11 protein-coding genes are annotated in these 19,572 nt (G+C 55.1%); 4 read left to right on the top strand and 7 right to left on the bottom strand.

The genetic code is table 11. From position 1 onward, the window contains the following. Nucleotides 1-56 precede the first annotated feature (56 nt). The 5 genes from GY169_RS07565 to GY169_RS07545 form a co-directional block, all read right to left on the bottom strand. On the bottom strand, nt 57-1,700 hold the full coding sequence (locus tag GY169_RS07565) for a multidrug ABC transporter permease/ATP-binding protein (RefSeq protein WP_163449028.1): 1,644 nt from the start codon (nt 1,698-1,700) through the stop codon (nt 57-59). Between the two features lie 82 nt (nt 1,701-1,782). Next, a complete protein-coding gene (gene alkB, locus GY169_RS07560) occupies nt 1,783-2,427 on the bottom strand; it encodes a DNA oxidative demethylase AlkB (protein ID WP_167575383.1) in 645 nt (214 codons plus the stop codon). Continuing rightward, a complete protein-coding gene (ada, locus tag GY169_RS07555; protein ID WP_167575382.1) occupies nt 2,421-3,488 on the bottom strand; it encodes a bifunctional DNA-binding transcriptional regulator/O6-methylguanine-DNA methyltransferase Ada in 1,068 nt (355 codons plus the stop codon). The genes alkB and ada overlap by 7 nt, the downstream gene beginning before the upstream one ends. Before the next feature lie 73 nt (nt 3,489-3,561). Further along, the gene (apbE, locus tag GY169_RS07550) at nt 3,562-4,614 is read right to left on the bottom strand and encodes an FAD:protein FMN transferase ApbE (RefSeq protein WP_167575381.1); all 1,053 of its coding nucleotides are present in this window, start codon (nt 4,612-4,614) and stop codon (nt 3,562-3,564) included. Nucleotides 4,615-4,716: 102 nt separating this feature from the next. Further along, nucleotides 4,717-5,892 (bottom strand): porin OmpC, encoded by a 1,176-nt coding sequence (locus GY169_RS07545; RefSeq protein ID WP_163449032.1) that lies wholly within the window; start codon nt 5,890-5,892, stop codon nt 4,717-4,719. 835 nt (nt 5,893-6,727) lie between these two features. Here GY169_RS07545 and rcsD point away from each other — a divergent pair. Together rcsD and rcsB are read left to right on the top strand one after the other, a co-directional pair. Next, on the top strand, nt 6,728-9,406 hold the full coding sequence (gene rcsD / locus GY169_RS07540) for a phosphotransferase RcsD (RefSeq protein ID WP_163449033.1): 2,679 nt from the start codon (nt 6,728-6,730) through the stop codon (nt 9,404-9,406). Nucleotides 9,407-9,421: 15 nt separating this feature from the next. Then, on the top strand, nt 9,422-10,072 hold the full coding sequence (gene rcsB, locus GY169_RS07535) for a response regulator transcription factor RcsB (protein WP_064544005.1): 651 nt from the start codon (nt 9,422-9,424) through the stop codon (nt 10,070-10,072). A gap of 117 nt (nt 10,073-10,189) precedes the next feature. Here rcsB and rcsC read toward each other — a convergent pair whose 3' ends face one another. Then, nucleotides 10,190-13,036: a two-component system sensor histidine kinase RcsC gene (rcsC, locus tag GY169_RS07530; RefSeq protein ID WP_167575380.1), complete on the bottom strand. Its 2,847-nt coding sequence runs from the start codon at nt 13,034-13,036 to the stop codon at nt 10,190-10,192. A gap of 125 nt (nt 13,037-13,161) precedes the next feature. Then, a complete protein-coding gene (gene gyrA, locus GY169_RS07525) occupies nt 13,162-15,798 on the bottom strand; it encodes a DNA topoisomerase (ATP-hydrolyzing) subunit A (protein WP_167575379.1) in 2,637 nt (878 codons plus the stop codon). Nucleotides 15,799-15,959: 161 nt separating this feature from the next. On the opposite strand from gyrA, the gene ubiG reads away from it, so the two are divergent. Next, nucleotides 15,960-16,688, top strand: a complete 729-nt coding sequence (gene ubiG, locus GY169_RS07520) for a bifunctional 2-polyprenyl-6-hydroxyphenol methylase/3-demethylubiquinol 3-O-methyltransferase UbiG (RefSeq protein WP_167575378.1) — start codon at nt 15,960-15,962, stop codon at nt 16,686-16,688. 451 nt (nt 16,689-17,139) lie between these two features. Beyond that, complete coding sequence (nrdA, locus tag GY169_RS07515) at nt 17,140-19,425, top strand: class 1a ribonucleoside-diphosphate reductase subunit alpha (RefSeq protein WP_064543997.1); 2,286 nt, start codon at nt 17,140-17,142, stop codon at nt 19,423-19,425. Nucleotides 19,426-19,572 lie beyond the last annotated feature (147 nt).

Here is a 19,572-nt window from a genome sequence, read left to right as displayed (position 1 = left end):
AAGTTTAAACAAGCCGCCCGTACGGTGAAAAAATCGGCAGAGCGGCAAAAAAAACGTTAGGCGGTACGGGCGACGGCGTCGCGGGAAGCGCGTTCACGCTCCTCGCCCACCAGTTCACTCAGCTGACCATTGCGCATTTCCAGCAGACGATCGGCATGAATAAAGTAGTGATCGTCATGGCTGATAGCAAAAATGGTTTTCCCCATCTGTTGCATCAGCGGCAACAATATCTGGTAGAACTCGCGGCGGAAGTGCGGATCCTGATCGGCGGCCCACTCATCAAGCATAATGATGTCGCGTTCTTCCGCCAGCGCCAGCAGCAGCGCCACGCGCTTCTTCTGCCCTTTTGACAGCTTCAGATCCAGAATGCGCCCGTCCTCCAGCTTAATCTTGTGCGTCATCTGTAGCTGAGTCAGCCATTTCTCAATCAGCGCCGGGTCCGCGTTCTTGCCTTCCGGGCCTAATAGCTGGTCAAACAACCAGACATCGGTAAACACCGCCGAGAACAGCTTGCGGTAGTCTTCCGGCTTATCGGCCGCCAGCGGCTGACCGTCCAGCAGAATCTGCCCGGATATCGGTTGATACAGCCCGGTCAGCAGCATCGCCAACGTCGATTTACCGCTGCCGTTGCCGCCAATCAGAAAGACCAACTCGCCACGCTTGAGCGTCAGGTTCAGCGGGCCAACCGCGAAGGTGTTGTCTTCATAGTGGAAGGTCACATCGCGCAGTTCCAGCGTCTGCCAGTTCGGGTGCGCCGTCGGCTGCGGGAAAGTTTCCTGATACGGCGCCAGCGCGAATTTATTCAGTTTATTGAACGCCACCTGCGCGCTCAGCAGCGTGGGCAGCGCGCCCACCGCCGACAGCAGCGGCGTGCGCAGGAACAACAGCGTGAGCGAGTAAGTAGCGGCAACGTTGGTGTCAGCCCAGCCGAGGCTGTTCGCCATCCAGAACACCAGCCCAATGGCCCCCAGCATCATGATATTTGACCAGTTGACCGCGCTCAGATGGAAGGTGTCGGCCCGCACGATATGATGACGGTAGTCTTTGGCATTCGGCGTGAATTTTTGTTCAAAGACGTACTCCGCGCGCTCGCGATTCAGGGTCAGCTCTTTGCGCCCTTCCAGCACCGTCTGGTAATCGTCGTACAGCCGATCCTCGGTTTCACGGAGTGTCGCCATGTGTTTATACACTCGCGCCACCAGCACGAAGCCACCCCAGATGGTCAACGCCATCCACAGGGCGGTAATCAGCAGCATTTTGCTCGACAGCATCGCCAGATAGGCCGCGGAACCCACGGTCAGGATGATCCCCTGCACCAGCTCCGGCAAACGCACGAAAGCGATGGTGATCGCACGGATATCGCTGGTCAGCCCCGCCAGCAACGCAGCACTGCCCAGCTTCTCGACGCGCTCCACCTGGGTATCGAGGATCCGTTTGATAAATTCCCGGCGCAGGCGATAGACAAAATGGTGGCCGAGCGTGGTCAGCGCCAGCTGTGAACCCAGCGTGACCGCCATCAGCAGCAGCAGCAAACCAAGAAATTCCGGCAGTACGGCAAGCGTGGTATCAACCGTCTCAATCAGACGTACGTTAATAAATGCGATAAGCCCGATACCGAGCGCGGCGCTCAACAGGCTTAAGACGATAACGCCGATAAAAGGCCAGCGATACTGACGCCAGACAAGTAACAGAAGTTCCATAGCAATGACCAGGGCAAGAAAAAACAGCCAGCAGTGTAAACTGCTGACAGACTACATCAAGAATAATTCTTATTTTTATTTGTCATTCCGCGGCGCGGCGGAAGGTCAGGTTATAGCGCCACGGGCCGACCTGCGGGTGGCTCCCCTCTTTGAGTGGCAGAATCGCGTGATAAAACAGCCGCGACTCACCGCCCCACACCACCACATCGCCATGCTCAAGCAGCACGCGTTGCAGCGGATCGCTGCGATTCAGACCACCGAACTGAAACACCGCAGGCAGGCCGAGCGAAACCGACACGATCGGCGCGTCCAACCGGGCTTCGTCTTTATCCTGATGCAGCGACAGCTTCGCCCCCGGCTGGTAACGGTTAATTAAGCAAGCATCGGGGTTAAACGTGGGGTAACCCGCGCCAGTTGCTGCCTCCTGCGCCAGTTGGCGAAAACAGTCCGGCATCGCGGGCCAGGGTTTTCCGCTCTGCGGATCAACGGCGGCGTAGCAGTAGCCATGACGGTCCGTACTCCAGCCAAGCGGGCCGCAGTTGGTCATCGCCACCGACATGGTATAGCCGCCCGGCGTGACCATATGACGAAATGGCGAGACCGCCGCCACCTGCTCGATAGCCGCCAGTAGCGCGGTACTGTGCGCCCGCGCGAACCGGCGTAGGATCACCGCGCCAGGCGCCAACGGTTCCGACCACGGCGCCTGGTCGGCAAACAGATCTAACATTCGCTCTCCTGTTCTTTTTCACGCGCAAGCAATCGGGCTTTACGGGCCACGCCCCAGCGGTATCCCGACAGGCTGCCATCGCCGCGCACCACCCGGTGACAGGGCACCAGTATCGCCAGCCGGTTCGCCGCACAGGCGCTGGCCACCGCACGCACCGCTTTCGGCTTGCCAATAGCCTCTGCCACCTGCTGGTAGCTGCGGGTTTCACCGAACGGAATGGCGCGTAGCGCCTGCCAGACCTGCTGCTGAAACGCGGTGCCGCGGATATCCAACGGTAAGCTCAGCGCCGCCGCGCGCGACTCGAGGCTCGCCATCACAGCGGAGGTTGTCTCGCGGACTTCCGCACCGGCAACCAGCAGCCTGGCCGCCGGAAAACTCTGTTGTAGCTCGCTAAGCAGGCTAGTCTCATCGTCTCCCAGCAATACGGCGCACACGCCGCGCTCACTGAGCGCCACCAGGCAGCGCCCTAGCGAGCACTTACCGACGGTATAGTGAATCTCCGTCGCTTCGCCGCCCCGACGGCGGGTACGCGCGGTCATCCCTAACAGCGCGTCGGCGTGGCGATAGTAGCTGCTGCTCGACGGAAAGCCCGCCGCCAGCACCGCCTGCGTCACCGGTTCACCCTCGCTCAACGCGTCCCGCAGGCGGTTTGCGCGCCAGGCCTGTTGCCAGGCTTTTGGCGTTACGCCAGTTATTGATTTAAACATGCGATGGAAGTGATACGGGCTGACGGCGACCGCCTGCGCCAACGCGTCAAGCGTCACCGGGCTATCCTGCTCCAGCAGCCGACAGGCGTGGGCCACTTTGGCAATTTTCTGCTGCTCAGGCGAGAGCGCATCCGGCTGACAGCGTTTGCAGGGACGAAAACCGCCCGCCAGCGCCGCGCTGGCATCGCTGAAAAAACGGACGTTCTGACGCAGCGCATGACGCGCGCGGCACGAAGGACGGCAAAAAATGCCGGTGGTCAGCACGGCAAAGACAAACTGACCGTCGGCTTTCGCATCGCGATCGAGAACCGCCTGCCAGCGCGCCTCGTCGGTGTGTAGAGTATCAATCGTCATAACAGGCTCCTCCTTCTAGTGTAACTGCCACAGTGCCTGAAAGGAGGAAATAAAAAACCCGCAATCTTGCTTTTTAATTTTTCCCGTTGACCTGGAAGGCGCGGAACTGCGGCGACATCCAGGTGGTAAAACCGTCGCCTTTTTTCATTATCATATACACTGCCAGCCCCTGCTCGCGCACTACCTGCTGGGCTTTTTCGGTCCCCAGCACCATCAGGCCAGTATCCCAGGCGTCGGCTTCCAGTGCGGTCGGCGCAATGACGGTCACCGACACCAGCTTGTGCGTTATCGGGCGTCCGGTTTGCGGGTCGATCACGTGCGAAATGCGTTTACCGTCGAGTTCATAGTAGTTGCGGTAGCTGCCCGAGGTGCTGATGCCATGACCGTTAATATCCACGATCGCCTGCACCGCGTTTTCCCGGTCGGTCGGTTTCTGAATCGCTACCCGCCACGGCTGGCCGTCGGCGTTCATTCCGCGGCTCACCAGCGCGCCCCCTACGGAGACCAGATAGCGCGAGATACCTTCTTCAGTCATCAGACGCGCCAGATGATCGGCAGCATAGCCCTCACCGACGGTAGAAAGATCGACGTAAAGATCGGGGATCGACTTTTGCAGATACTGCCTGTCCGCGCGGTTGATAACGGTTAACTTGTCCAGCCCGGTACGCGCTTTCGCAGCGTCAATCTGCGCCTGAGTTGGCGTACTGACCGGCTGTTTGTCCGGGCCAAAGCCCCAGAGGTTCACCAGCGGGCCAACGGTTATGTCCATCGCCCCCTGGGTTTTACGCCCAATGCGCAACGACTCGGTGACGATATCCGCCATTGCTTCATTGACCGGCCACGGCGTGGTGCTCCGCGAGTGGTTGAAGCGCATCAGCGCCGAGTCATTCTTCCAGGTCGACAGCAGACGATCGTCGCCATCGAGTTGGGTTTGTACTTTGGTACGGAGCTCTTCCGCCCTGGACTTATCCACACCCACCACGCTCACGCGCCAGAAGGTGCCCATGGTCTTCCCTTCCAGCACGGTTACCGCGGCTTTGGGAGTCGCCGGCGCGCTGGCGTTATCACAGCCCGTCAGCAGAATCACGACGCTCAACAGCGCCATTCGTAAAAAAGTCATTTCCATCCGTTATTACCCTCCTGCAATCGGCGCAAGAGTACACTAATTTGCTGAAATTCGGCACAAAAAAAGGGGCCAAAGGCCCCTTTTGCAATGGTCTTAACAGTATTAGAACTGGTAAACCATACCCAGTGCAACGATGTTATCGGTAGAGATACCAGCTGCCTGAGTGAAGTCGTTTTTGTCCAGCAGGTTGATTTTGTAATCAACGTAGGTAGACATGTTTTTGTTGAAGTAGTAAGTCGCGCCCAGGTCGATGTATTTCAGCAGGTCCTGGTCACCGTAGTTCACGATACCGTTGTCGATGTTCTTACCTTTAGACTGCAGGTAAGCGATGGACGGACGCAGACCGAAGTCGAACTGGTACTGTGCAACCACTTCGAAGTTCTGAGCTTTGTCAGCAAAACCGTAAACGCCAGCGTTCGGGGAACCACCGAAACGAGTTGCGTTGTAGGTCTGAGTGTACTGAGTTGCCAGATAGATGTTGTTAGCATCGTATTTCAGGCCAGCAGAGTAGGTTTCAGCGCGGTCGCCGCTACCGTAGATTTTGCTGGTTGCGCCAGTCGGAACGCCGGTGTTTTCATCACGAACAACGTAAACGCTGTTGTTCTGGTCGGTAGTACGTTTAGAAGAAGAGATCGCACCACCGATGCTGAAGCCTGCGCCCAGATCGTAGGTCAGGGAGCCGCCGAAGCCGTCACCGTTCTGTTTCAGAGCCTGACGACCGTTAGCAGTCGCGCCTTCGCCGGATACGCTGCCGTTTTTACCCTGGTACTGCAGAGCAAAGTTCAGGCCGTCAACCAGACCGAAGAAGTCGGTGTTACGGTAGGTCGCAACGCCGTTAGCACGGGATTGCATGAAGTTGTCAGAACCGTAGGTGTCGCCGCCGAATTCCGGCAGAACGTCAGTCCAGGAAGTTACGTCGTAAACAACGCCGTAGTTACGACCGTAGTCGAAAGAACCTGCGTCAGCAACGCGGATACCTGCGAAGCCTACACGAGTCCATGCCTGGTCAGAAGAACCTTCAGTGTTGTTCGCCTGAACGTTGTATTCCCACTGGCCGTAACCGGTCAGCTGGTCGTTAACCTGAGTTTCGCCTTTGAAGCCCAGACGAACGTAGGATTGGTCGCCGTCAGCGCTATTGTCGCTGGAGAAGTAGTGCAGACCATCGACTTTACCGTACAGATCTAATTTGTTGCCGTCTTTGTTATAAATTTCAGCCGCATTTGCTGCGCCCGCTACCAGCAGAGCCGGTACCAGGAGGGACAGTACTTTAACTTTCATGTTATTAACCCTCTGTTATATATATATGCCTTTATATATGCCACTGCTTACTGATTAACCCTCATTAATCAGTCGGCAGACCCATTGTGCTGTAAAAACAGGAATAATCCAACAGGAATATGATACGAAAACCATTCAAATGTTTCATTTATCCACATAGATGTTTCTAAATGTAAATTTAAGGGAACTTTTATAAGCACAAAAGGACCATAAAAATAGCACTAATAATCAAAAACAGAAAAAATACATACACGAAATCAATAGGTTAAAAAACATAAAAGGTATAGCACTGAATGGTAAAACAAAACCTTCACCCATAACTAAAATAGTCAGTGCTATCATCATTAACTTTATTTATTACCGTCATTCAGTTCTGAATGTCTGTTTACCCCTATTTCCACCGGATGCTTCGCATCCGGTTTTTTTTACCTTTCTTTACGCAAACTTAATCAACGTGTGCTACCCATCGTAAATTATAACGACTATTAACTAATCGTTTTTCAGCCAAATAAATGTCATTGCACACCGATAACAATTAATGTCTTGTTATTTAGTGCTATTTTTCCTTGTGATTTGGTAAATAATTGTACAATACAGCCTGAATTGTACAGATTATCCCCAAGGCTGAATTTTCCTGCGATCAAATAATAAAACACCTTTTCGTTCCAGCTGCTCACCGCATCCTTACCCACGACGATTTTGCCTCGTTGATACATCCTGGTGAATTTTTTGTATATACTGCCTGCAGTACAAAAACAGGGTTTGCATGCCTCAACGCGTTATAAGCTTGAGCATATCCTCATTCAGATGCCGTTATGATGGGTTACACACGCCAATGAGTCAGTCCGACAAGATGAGCCCGACGAAATTCTCCCTGCTTCCTGGGAGCATCACGCGTTTCTTCCTTCTTATGATCATTGTCCTGCTGGTGACGATGGGCGTGATGATTCAGAGCGCGGTTAACGCATGGCTGAAAGACAAGAGCTACCAGATTGTCGATATGACACATGCCGTACATAAGCGCATTGATACCTGGCGCTACACCACCTGGCAAATCTACGACAATATTGCCGCTTCCAGTACCAACGCCGCTCCCGGCGACGGCCTTCAGGAAACACGACTGAAGCAGGACGTCTATTATCTGGAAAAACCACGGCGTAAAACCGAAGCGCTGATTTTCGGTTCTCACGACAGCGCAACGCTCGACATTACCCAGCGAATGTCGACTTATCTCGATACCCTATGGGGCGCAGAAAATGTGCCGTGGTCGATGTACTACCTTAACGGTCAGGACAACAGCCTGATCCTTATCTCTACGCTACCGCTCAAAGATCTCTCTTCTGGCTTTAAAGAATCGACGGTGGGCAGCATTGTTGACTCGCGTCGCGCCGAGATGCTCCAGCAAGCCAACACGCTGGATGAACGTGAAACCTTCTCATCATTACGCCGCCTGGCCTGGCAGAACGGCCGCTACTTTACGCTGCGTACCACCTTTAATCAGCCGGGGCACCTGGCGACCGTCGTGGCGTTCGATTTGCCGATCAACGACCTAGTTCCGCCGACCATGTCGCTGGACAGCTTCCGTCTCGAGCCCGATCCGGCGCAGAATGCCCAGCGCAGCCAGGAGAAAGATCCGGGCGACAGCGTTGCCATCAACTTTAATAGCTCACGCATTGAGATTACCTCGGCGCTGAACACCACCGGTATGCGCCTGGTGTGGCAGGTGCCGTTTGGCACCCTGTTGCTGGATACCTTCCAGAACATCATGCTACCGCTGCTGCTGAACATTGGCCTGCTGGCGCTGGCGCTGTTTGGCTACTCCACCTTCCGTAATCTGCCTACGCGTGGCAGCACCAGCAGCAGCGTGTCTTCAAGCGGCACCAATAATGAGCTGCGCGTGCTCCGAGCAATTAATGAAGAAATTGTCTCTTTATTACCGCTGGGGTTGCTGGTACACGACCAGGAATCGAACCGCACGGTCATCAGCAATAAAATTGCCGACCATCTGCTGCCGCACCTCAACCTGCAGAACATCACCAGCATGGCGGATCAGCATCAGGGGGTGATTCAGGCCACCATCAATAACGAACTGTATGAGATTCGCCAGTTCCGCAGTCAGGTATCACCGCGTACACAGATTTTCATCATCCGCGATCAGGACCGTGAAGTGCTGGTGAACAAGAAACTCAAACAGGCGCAAAGACTGTACGAGAAAAACCAGCAGGGCCGCGCCGCGTTTATGCAGAACATCAGCGACACGCTGAAACAACCGATCAAGGCATTAGCAAACGAAGCCAGCCACATCGATACCCCGGACAGCCAACGGCTGGCTAATCACGCCGATCTGCTGGTACGGCTGGTGGACGAAATTCAGCTGGCGAATATGCTGGAAAATGACAGCTGGAAAGGCTCCTCCACGCAATTCTCGCTGCAAGAGCTGATCGATGAAGTGGTGCCGGAGGTATTGCCGTCGATCAAACGTAAAGGGCTGCAGCTGTTAATCAACAACCAGGTCCCGGCCAAAGAGCAGCGCCACGGCGACCGCGACGCGCTACGCCGGATCCTGCTGCTGCTGATTCAGTATGCGGTCACCACCACCCAGATTGGCAAAATTACCCTTGAGATCAGCGCTGAAGAGTCGGCGGAAGAGCGCTTAACCTTCCGCATTCTCGATACCGGTAGCGGCGTATCGCATGGCGAAATCGACAATCTGCACTTCCCGTATCTTAACGATACCCAGTCGGATCGCTACGGTAAGGCCAACGCCCTCACCTTCTGGCTGTGCGATCAGCTGGCGCGTAAGCTTGGCGGTCATTTGAATATTAAGGCGCGAGAATCGCTGGGGACCCGCTATACGCTGCACGTGAAAATGCCGGTGCGCGAAGAAGACGCAGAGGTGGAAGAACTGCTGCTTGACGACGTGGTCGCCATGGTGGATATCACCTCTAACGAAATCCGCAATATTGTCACGCGTCAGCTGGAAAGCTGGGGGGCAACCTGCATCAGCCCGGATGAGCGCGCAACAAGTCAAGAATTTGATCTGTTTTTAACTGATAATCCGTCTAATCTTACTGCTTCCGGCTTGCTTTTAAGCGATGATGAGGCTGGAGTACGCCAAATTGGCCCTGGTCAACTGCGCGTCAACTTTAACATGAGTAACGCTATGCAGGATGCCGTGCTCCAGCTGATTGAAGAGCAGCTGGCGCAGGAAGAAGTCTCGGAATCACCATTGGGTGGTGATGAAAACGCCGAGCTTCAGGCCAGCGGTTATTATGCGCTGTTTGTTGATACGGTTCCGGAAGATGTTAGCAGGCTGTATACTGAATCCGCAGCAAAGGACTTTGCCGCACTGGCACAGACAGCTCACCGCCTTAAGGGTGTGTTTGCCATGCTAAATCTGGTACCTGGCAAGCAGTTATGTGAAACGCTTGAACATCTTATTCGTGAGAAAGATGCATCCAGCATAGAAAAATACATCAGCGACATTGACGCCTACGTCAAGAGCTTGCTGTAGCAAGGTAGCCTTTACATGAACAATATGAACGTAATTATTGCCGATGACCATCCGATTGTGCTGTTCGGGATTCGTAAATCCCTGGAACAGATTGAATGGGTAAACGTTGTAGGCGAATTTGAAGACTCCACCGCGCTAATTAACAACTTACCAAAACTTGATGCCCACGTGCTGATCACCGACCTCTCCATGCCTGGAGACAAGTACGGCGATGGCATTACGCTGATTAAGTACATCAAGCGCCATTTCCCTGGACTGGCGATTATCGTACTGACCATGAACAACAACCCGGCCATTCTGAGCGCCGTGCTGGATCTGGATATCGAAGGGATTGTGCTGAAGCAAGGCGCCCCGACGGATCTGCCAAAAGCGCTGGCAGCCCTGCAGAAAGGGAAGAAATTTACCCCGGAAAGCGTTTCTCGTTTGCTGGAGAAAATCAGCGCTGGCGGCTACGGCGACAAACGCCTGTCGCCGAAAGAGAGTGAAGTTCTGCGTCTGTTCGCAGAAGGTTTCCTGGTGACCGAAATTGCCAAGAAGCTGAACCGCAGCATTAAAACCATCAGTAGCCAGAAAAAATCGGCAATGATGAAGCTGGGCGTGGAAAACGACATCGCGCTGCTGAACTACCTCTCCTCCGTGACGCTGTCGCCGTCAGACAAAGACTAAACCTTGTTGCTTATCGGGCCTGCTTTCCGTAGACCCGATAAGCGCAGCGCCATCGGGCAACCTCGCACAAATTGCCGGATGGCGGCGTTGCCTTATCCGGCCTACCAACAAAATCCCTTACTCTCGCGCTTTACGCACTCTTGCGGCATACACCGTCAGCGTTTGTTTCAACACGTCCAACGTTACCGGCTTCGACAGGCAGCTATCCATACCCGACTCCAGGCAACGCTGCTTCTCTTCTGCCAGCGCGTTTGCCGTCACGCCGACAACCGGTAGCGTCAGCCCCAGTTGGCGAATGCGCTGCGTCAGACGATAACCGTCCATATTCGGCATGTTAACGTCGCTCAGCACAATATCGATATGGTTCTTACTCAGCACGTTCAGCGCGTCAACGCCATCGTTGGCGGTCTTGCACTGATAACCTAACGATCCCAGCTGATCGGCCAACAGACGACGGTTAATCGGATGATCGTCGACCACCAGGATCATCATATCGTCGTTGCTGTCCTCCGGAGCTTCCGGCGTCGATTGCAGTTCTTCCACGCCGCCCGTCGCCACCTTAACCCGATAAATGCGCCCCAGCAGGCTCATCAATTCGTGTGGCGAAACGATGCTGTGCACCCATTGTCCCGGCGCGAACTCCTGCGGAATGCCGATATGTCGACGACAGAAGACTACCGCCGCTCTGCCTGCCCACGGCTGTGAGAGTTCATCATCGGTGATTAACACATCATCCGGCGCTGGCGTTTCGCCGTCATAAATTCGCACGTCCATGCCGTGGAAAGCGAGCAGCGACTGAATAAAATCAGCCAGCGAGGCGTTACGCACCGCCAGCCAGCAGCGAATCTTCGCCAGACCGTCAATCTCCAGCGGCGTGGCGTCCTGCTCGCCGTACAGCGGAATACGCAGCGTAAACTGGCTGCCCATGCCCGGTTCGGTATCGACGGCAATATCGCCGTCCATCATATTGACCAGCTTTTCACAAATAGCCAGCCCCAGCCCGGTTCCCTGGAAATTACGCTGCACGCCTGTCCCCACCTGGAAGAACGGGTCAAACAACCGCACCACCTCTTTGGCCGGGATCCCAACACCGGTATCGCGGATACTGATGCTCAGATAGTACCCTTCCCGCTTGAGATGCAGCACGATGCAGCCGATATCGGTGAACTTAATGGCGTTGCTCAGCAGGTTGGAAATCACCTGCTGAAGGCGCATTGGGTCGCCCATCAGCTTCATCGGCACATCCGGCTCGATAAAGCAGTACATTCCCAGCTGTTTTCTGACCACCAGCGGCAGATAGTTGGCGGTGATGTGGTTCATCACCTCCTTCGGTGAGAATTCGCGCGGCTCAATTTTTAGCTGCTCGGACTCAATTTTCGAGAAGTCGAGAATATCGCTGATGATTTTCAGCAGCAGCCCGGAAGAGTTATTCATCGCCGTCACCAGGCGGTCAACGCCCTTCGGCAACTCTTTGGTTTGCAACAGGTCCAGGTTACCGATAATCCCGTACAGCGGCGTACGCAGCTCATGGCTGACGGTGGCCAGGAACATCGATTTCGACTGGCTCGCCTGTTCAGCCGCCTGCGCCATCTCCTGTAGTGACTCTTCCATTTTGACGCGGGAACTGACGTCCACCAGCACGCAGATCGCCACGTTTTCGTTGCGATAGCGCGAATGCACGAAGCTGATTTGCAGGTTGGTATTGTTGCTGGTCAGCACGTCGACGAAGTTCACCTGCTGGCCGCAGATTATCTGCGTCAGCCGCTGGCGGTCTTCGTGGGTCAGCATGTTGAGATAATTGTGCGCCAGCTCGTTACTCAGGATATTGGTTCCGTCCTGGGTACGCAGAATACAGATCCCTACCGGCGCCGAAGCGACGATTTTACGGTTGAACTGCTCGTGCTCTTCCAGACGTAATGCGTCAGATTCAGCGGGTAAGAAAATTCGCCGCTCGTACATCCGCGCCATGGTAAACAGCGCGATACCGGTGAGCAGGTTCAACAGCAGTGCATTAAGCACCAGAATACGAATACGCTCCAGGACCGCGTCCAGCGGTACTGAATAGACAATGCTCAATGACGAAGGTGCCAGCGTTTTCTTCAGCACCAGCTCACGATATCCGGCGGTGTAGCCAAACCACAGCCGTTCCTGCATCCCGCGCGTGCTGATACGCAGACGTGTATCCGGCCCGGCCAGCGAGATCAGCGTATTGCCATTATCATCAAGAATCGACACGCCCATGGGCATACTGCCCGGAGTAAAGAAGTTTTCGGCGCGGATGGTTTGCTCCACGCCCAGCAGTGCCTGCAGGCGGTTAGCTAAATAAACCGGCGTCAACGCGTAGAAGTAACCAACGCTATGGCGCGGCCCCTGTCCGACCCAGAACAGATTGCCGCCGCGATCGTCCTGCGGCGCATTACGGTAGTCCATAATGCGCTGGTGCAGCTCTTTCAGCGCTTCGGTACGCTCAACCGGCATTTCGCGCAGGCCAAAGTTGGCCATACAGAGATTGTCGCTGCCGATCAGAAAAACACGATTAAGGTCATAAGCCGCCGAGAAATTTTCACGCCAGTAGCGCAGGAACCAGGCCAGCGACTCCAGCGGCCCACGCCAGGTGGTATCGAGCGCGCCGCAGTCGGAGTCAGAGAATAGCGGCTCAAAATCCGGCACGTCAGAACTGTCTTTTGAGGAAATGGCGGGCAACACGCCGTTGGCGGCGGTTAAGCGGTTTTCCGCAATGTACTTCAGCTCCTTTATCACATCGGAGGTTCGCTGGAAGTAGCGCTGCGCCTGATCGGAATTGAGGTTAAATTCCTGGCGGATTTCAGACTCTTTCTGATGCAGAGCATTCACAATATAGAACACCGACACCAGCGCGATAAGCAGCCAGAGCAGCAGCGCCAAAGCCCGGAACAGGTAGCGTGAGACTTTCAGCGTTGTGCGAAAGGAGACAAGATATTTCAAGTTGACGAAACTCCGCCGTCAATGGCAAACAGGATGTGGTTAAGGTAGCGGTAAAAGACTTTTACCGCAATGTTAATGAAAAAAGGGCCGGTTTTCACCAGCCCTTTCGCAACGTCATATCACGATTACTCGTCTGCGTCGTCCGCAACGTCGTCATCGCTGTCGGTTTCCGGCGCGATTTCATCATCGCCTTCCGCCACGCTACCGTCGATAGCGTCCAGCTCTTCGTCGTCAACCGGCTCGGCCACGCGCTGCAGACCCACCACGTTTTCATCTTCCGCCGTACGGATGAGGATCACGCCCTGGGTGTTACGCCCTACCACGCTAACTTCCGATACGCGAGTACGCACCAGGGTGCCCGCATCGGTGATCATCATGATCTGGTCGCAGTCGTCAACCTGTACCGCGCCCACGACGGAGCCGTTACGCTCGGTCACTTTGATAGAGATAACGCCCTGCGTCGCACGCGACTTGGTCGGATACTCTTCAGCAGCGGTACGTTTACCGTAGCCGTTCTGGGTCACGGTCAGGATGGCGCCTTCGCCGCGCGGAATAATCAGCGACACAACGCTGTCTTTTTCCGCCAGCTTAATACCGCGTACGCCGGTCGCGGTACGACCCATCGCACGCACGGCATCTTCTTTAAAGCGCACCACTTTACCTGCGGCGGAGAACAGCATGACTTCATCGGTTCCGGAAGTCAGGTCAACGCCAATCAGCTCGTCGCCTTCGTTCAGGTTCACCGCGATAATACCGGCAGAACGCGGACGGCTGAACTCGGTCAGCGCCGTTTTCTTCACGGTACCGCTGGCGGTCGCCATAAAGACGTTCACGCCCTCTTCGTACTCGCGAACCGGCAGGATAGCGGTGATACGTTCGTTCGCTTCCAGCGGCAGCAGGTTAACGATCGGACGGCCACGCGCGCCGCGGCTGGCTTCCGGCAGCTGATAGACCTTCATCCAGTACAGACGACCACGGCTGGAGAAGCAGAGGATCGTATCGTGGGTGTTGGCCACCAGCAGGCGGTCGATAAAGTCTTCTTCTTTAATACGGGCTGCTGACTTGCCTTTACCGCCACGACGCTGAGCTTCGTAATCGGTAAGCGGCTGATACTTGACGTAACCCTGGTGAGACAGCGTCACGACAACATCTTCCTGGCTGATCAGATCTTCGATATTAATATCGGCGCTGTTGGCGGTGATTTCGGTACGACGCTCGTCACCGAACTGTTCGCGAACCAGCTCCAGCTCTTCGCGGATCACTTCCATCAGACGCTCGGCGCTGCCCAGAATGTGCAGCAGCTCAGCGATCTGTTCCAGCAGCTCTTTGTATTCGTCGAGCAGTTTTTCATGCTCAAGGCCGGTCAGTTTCTGCAGACGCAGATCCAGAATCGCCTGTGCCTGCTGTTCGGTCAGGTAGTATTTCCCGTCGCGTACGCCAAACTGAGGTTCCAGCCATTCCGGACGCGCAGCGTCGTCGCCCGCACGTTCCAGCATCGCGGAAACGTTGCCCAGATCCCACGCCTGTGCCACCAGGCCCGCTTTCGCTTCGGCCGGCGTTGGCGCGCGACGGATCAGTTCAATGATCGGGTCGATGTTCGCCAGCGCAACCGCCAGCGCTTCAAGGATGTGCGCGCGGTCGCGTGCTTTACGCAGTTCGAAAATGGTACGGCGAGTCACCACTTCACGACGGTGACGCACGAACGCGGCGATAATATCTTTCAGGTTCATGATCTTCGGCTGACCATGGTGCAGCGCAACCATGTTGATACCGAAGGAGACCTGCAGCTGAGTCTGGGAGTAGAGGTTGTTCAGCACCACTTCCCCGACCGCGTCGCGTTTCACTTCAATCACGATGCGCATACCGTCTTTATCAGACTCGTCACGCAGCGCGCTGATGCCTTCAACGCGTTTATCTTTTACCAGCTCGGCGATTTTCTCGATCAGGCGCGCTTTGTTCACCTGATACGGAATTTCGTGCACGATGATGGTTTCACGACCGTTTTTCGGGTCAACTTCCACTTCCGCGCGCGCGCGAATGTACACTTTGCCGCGACCGGTGCGATAGGCCTCTTCAATTCCGCGACGGCCATTAATAATGGCGGCAGTCGGGAAATCCGGACCCGGGATGTGTTCCATCAGGCCTTCGATAGTGATGTCTTCATTATCGACATAGGCCAGACAGCCGTTGATCACTTCCGTCAGGTTGTGCGGCGGAATGTTGGTCGCCATACCTACGGCGATACCGGACGAACCGTTAACCAGCAGGTTAGGAATTTTGGTCGGCATGACGTCCGGAATTTTTTCCGTGCCATCATAGTTGTCCACGAAATCCACCGTCTCTTTTTCGAGATCGGCCATCAGTTCATGAGCAATTTTCGCCAGACGGATTTCCGTATAACGCATTGCCGCGGCGGAGTCGCCGTCGATTGAACCGAAGTTCCCCTGGCCATCCACCAGCATGTAGCGCAGCGAGAACGGCTGGGCCATACGAACGATGGTGTCATATACCGCGGAGTCGCCGTGCGGGTGGTATTTACCGATCACGTCACCAACGACACGGGCTGATTTTTTGTAGGCTTTGTTCCAGTCATTGCCCAATACGTTCATGGCGTAAAGTACGCGACGGTGTACCGGCTTCAGGCCATCTCGGACATCCGGCAGCGCACGGCCAACAATGACCGACATCGCATAATCCAGATAAGAGTTCTTAAGCTCTTCCTCAATGTTGACCGGTGTAATTTCTCTCGCAAGGTCGCTCATCTAACCGCTATCCCTCTACTGTATTCCCGGATTCAAAGGTCGCAAATTATAACACATTAGCGTAAAGACAGGTAAACCCATTAGCACCTGCCAGACGCTTTATTCGCGCGTCGGTGCTGATATACTCGCAGACAATAATGAAATAAGGAGCAGGAACACCCATGAATGCCGAAAAAGCTGCGGTAGCGCATAACGTTGACCACGAAGAGATCGCCAAATTCGAGGCCGTCGCGTCACGCTGGTGGGATCTGGAAGGCGAATTTAAGCCTTTGCACCGCATTAACCCGCTGCGTCTGGGCTATATCGCCGAACGTTCTGGCGGCCTGTTCGGTAAAAAGGTGCTTGATGTTGGCTGCGGCGGCGGCATTCTGGCCGAAAGCATGGCGCGTGAAGGCGCGACGGTCACCGGGTTAGATATGGGCTTTGAGCCGCTGCAGGTCGCGAAACTGCACTCACTGGAAACCGGCATTCCCGTCGAGTACGTCCAGGAGACGGTTGAAGAGCACGCTGCAAAGCATGCCGGTCAGTATGATGTGGTGACCTGCATGGAGATGCTCGAACACGTGCCGGACCCGCAGTCGGTGGTCAAAGCCTGCGCGCAGCTGGTAAAACCCGGCGGCCAGGTGTTCTTCTCTACTCTTAACCGTAACGGCAAGTCCTGGCTGATGGCGGTCGTCGGCGCGGAATACATTCTGCGCATGGTGCCGAAGGGGACGCACGATGTGAAGAAATTCATCAAGCCCGCCGAACTGCTGAGCTGGGTTGACCAGACCGTGCTGAAAGAGCGCCATATGATTGGCCTGCACTATAACCCGATAACCAACCGCTTCAAGCTGGCGCCGGGCGTTGACGTTAACTATATGCTGCACACCACGGCAAAAGCCGAATAAGCAGCCAACACGCTCTGTAGGCCGGATAAGACGCGTCAGCGTCGCCATCCGGCAATGATTCCGACAGCAATGCCTGATGGCGCTTCGCTTATCAGGCCTACCAATCATGAGTATTGTCACTACGACGAAATTGCGCTGCATCATTTGCGCAATTTCCCCCTTCGCCGAAGAAATCAGCACTCGATCAAATTTTCATTTTTTTTTGCATATTATTGACATCCCCGCCAGCCCTTATGCGCCGTGGACTTAGCCTTTTTTACGCTTTATCAACCTCAATTTAACGCCAAAATCAACCCTTGTACTCAAAAGAATCCAGACTAGAATACTCACCATATAGCGTTCAATTAATCAACGAACCCCTACATGTAGTATTTATCCACAGGTTTTACGACTACCGGAATTGTGGATAAATCGGGGGATATTTTCCTTTTCACGGACAGGTAAAAATCACATGAATCAGAGTCTGCTGGTGACGAAGCGTGACGGCCGCACAGAGCGCATTAACCTCGACAAAATTCATCGCGTGCTGGATTGGGCGGCGGAAGGGCTGCATAACGTGTCGATCTCTCAGGTCGAACTGCGTTCGCACATCCAGTTCTACGACGGAATTAAAACGTCTGACATTCATGAAACGATTATTAAGGCCGCTGCTGACCTGATCTCTCGCGAAGCGCCGGACTACCAGTACCTGGCCGCGCGTCTGGCGGTGTTCCACCTGCGTAAAAAAGCCTACGGCCAGTTCGAGCCGCCGGCGCTGTTCGACCACGTGAAAAACATGGTTGACCTGGGTAAATACGACAATCATCTGCTGGAAGACTATACGGAAGAAGAGTTCAAGCAGATGGACTCGTTTATCGTTCACGACCGTGACATGACCTTCTCCTACGCTGCCGTTAAGCAGCTGGAAGGCAAATACCTGGTTCAGAACCGCGTCACCGGCGAAATCTACGAGAGCGCCCAGTTCCTCTATATTCTGGTGGCGGCATGCCTGTTCTCCAACTACCCGCGTGAAACCCGTCTGAGCTATGTAAAACGCTTCTACGACGCCGTTTCCACGTTCAAAATCTCGCTGCCGACGCCGATTATGTCCGGCGTGCGTACCCCAACCCGTCAGTTCAGCTCCTGCGTACTGATCGAGTGCGGCGACAGCCTGGACTCCATCAACGCCACCTCCAGCGCGATTGTGAAATACGTTTCCCAGCGTGCCGGTATCGGTATCAACGCTGGCCGCATTCGTGCGCTGGGTAGCCCGATTCGCGGCGGTGAAGCCTTCCACACCGGCTGCATCCCGTTCTACAAGCACTTCCAGACCGCGGTGAAATCCTGTTCGCAGGGCGGCGTGCGCGGCGGCGCGGCAACCCTCTTCTACCCAATGTGGCATCTGGAAGTGGAAAGCCTGCTGGTGCTGAAAAACAACCGCGGCGTTGAAGGTAACCGCGTGCGTCACATGGACTACGGCGTACAGATCAACAAGCTGATGTACACCCGTCTGCTGAAAGGCGGCGACATCACCCTGTTCAGCCCGTCCGACGTCCCGGGGCTGTACGATGCGTTCTTCGCCGACCAGGACGAATTTGAGCGTCTGTACGTGAAATACGAAAACGACGACAGCATCCGTAAACAGCGCGTGAAAGCGGTCGACCTGTTCTCGCTGATGATGCAGGAACGTGCCTCTACTGGCCGTATCTACATTCAGAACGTTGACCACTGCAACACCCATAGCCCGTTTGACCCGGCCGTTGCGCCAGTGCGCCAGTCTAACCTGTGCCTGGAAATCGCCCTGCCGACCAAACCGCTGGACGACGTTAACGACGAAAACGGCGAAATCGCCCTGTGTACGCTGTCGGCGTTCAACCTGGGCGCCATCGGCAGCCTTGCTGAACTGGAAGAGCTGGCCGTGCTGGCCGTGCGTGCGCTCGATGCCCTGCTGGATTACCAGGACTACCCGATTAAAGCCGCACAGCGCGGTGCGATGGGTCGTCGTACGCTGGGTATCGGCGTTATCAACTTCGCCTACTGGCTGGCCAAAAACGGTAAGCGCTACTCCGACGGCAGCGCCAACAACCTGACCCACCAGACTTTCGAAGCCATTCAGTACTACCTGCTGAAGGCCTCTAACGAGCTGGCGAAAGAGCAAGGCGCGTGCCCGTGGTTCAACGAAACCACCTATGCCCAGGGTATCCTGCCGATCGACACCTACAAGAAAGACCTGGATGCGATTACCAACGAGCCGCTGCACCTGGACTGGGAAGCGCTGCGTGAGTCCATCAAGACCCACGGCCTGCGTAACTCCACGCTCTCCGCGCTGATGCCGTCCGAGACCTCTTCGCAGATCTCCAACGCCACCAACGGCATTGAGCCGCCGCGCGGCTACGTGAGCATCAAAGCATCGAAAGACGGTATTCTGCGTCAGGTTGTGCCGGACTACGAACACCTGGGCAACGCCTACGAGCTGCTGTGGGAAATGCCGAACAACGATGGCTATCTGCAGCTGGTCGGCATTATGCAGAAGTTTATCGACCAGGCGATTTCCGCCAACACCAACTACGACCCGACGCGCTTCCCGTCAGGCAAAGTACCGATGCAGCAGCTGCTTAAAGACCTGCTGACCGCCTATAAATTTGGCGTGAAGACTCTGTACTATCAAAACACCCGCGACGGTGCGGAAGATGCGCAGGACGATCTGGTGCCGTCCATTCAGGACGATGGCTGCGAAAGCGGCGCCTGTAAGATCTAATAACGATTGCCGGGCAGCGCTACGCTGACCCGGCCTTGCTTTCCGTACCAACCAAAACCCTTTTCGGTGTACGGATTTATTTGCGATGATATTGTAAGCAGGTAAGTAAACGCCATCCGGCATTACTCTCCAGACAGGATTGACATC

It is taken from the genome of Kluyvera genomosp. 3 (assembly GCF_011765685.1).
GTDB classification, from domain to species: Bacteria; Pseudomonadota; Gammaproteobacteria; order Enterobacterales; family Enterobacteriaceae; genus Kluyvera; species Kluyvera georgiana_A.
This window is presented reverse-complemented; position numbering and strand designations above follow the sequence as displayed.

Bases quoted from the DNA above. Each gene is read 5' to 3' on its own strand.
- GY169_RS07545 (WP_163449032.1), bottom strand. From the start codon at position 5,892: ATGAAAGTTAAAGTACTGTCCCTCCTGGTACCGGCTCTGCTGGTAGCG.
- GY169_RS07565 (WP_163449028.1), bottom strand. From the start codon at position 1,700: ATGGAACTTCTGTTACTTGTCTGGCGTCAGTATCGCTGGCCTTTTATC.
- rcsD (WP_163449033.1), top strand. From the start codon at position 6,728: ATGAGTCAGTCCGACAAGATGAGCCCGACGAAATTCTCCCTGCTTCCT.
- gyrA (WP_167575379.1), bottom strand. From the start codon at position 15,798: ATGAGCGACCTTGCGAGAGAAATTACACCGGTCAACATTGAGGAAGAG.
- ubiG (WP_167575378.1), top strand. From the start codon at position 15,960: ATGAATGCCGAAAAAGCTGCGGTAGCGCATAACGTTGACCACGAAGAG.
- rcsB (WP_064544005.1), top strand. From the start codon at position 9,422: ATGAACAATATGAACGTAATTATTGCCGATGACCATCCGATTGTGCTG.
- ada (WP_167575382.1), bottom strand. From the start codon at position 3,488: ATGACGATTGATACTCTACACACCGACGAGGCGCGCTGGCAGGCGGTT.
- nrdA (WP_064543997.1), top strand. From the start codon at position 17,140: ATGAATCAGAGTCTGCTGGTGACGAAGCGTGACGGCCGCACAGAGCGC.
- apbE (WP_167575381.1), bottom strand. From the start codon at position 4,614: ATGGAAATGACTTTTTTACGAATGGCGCTGTTGAGCGTCGTGATTCTG.
- alkB (WP_167575383.1), bottom strand. From the start codon at position 2,427: ATGTTAGATCTGTTTGCCGACCAGGCGCCGTGGTCGGAACCGTTGGCG.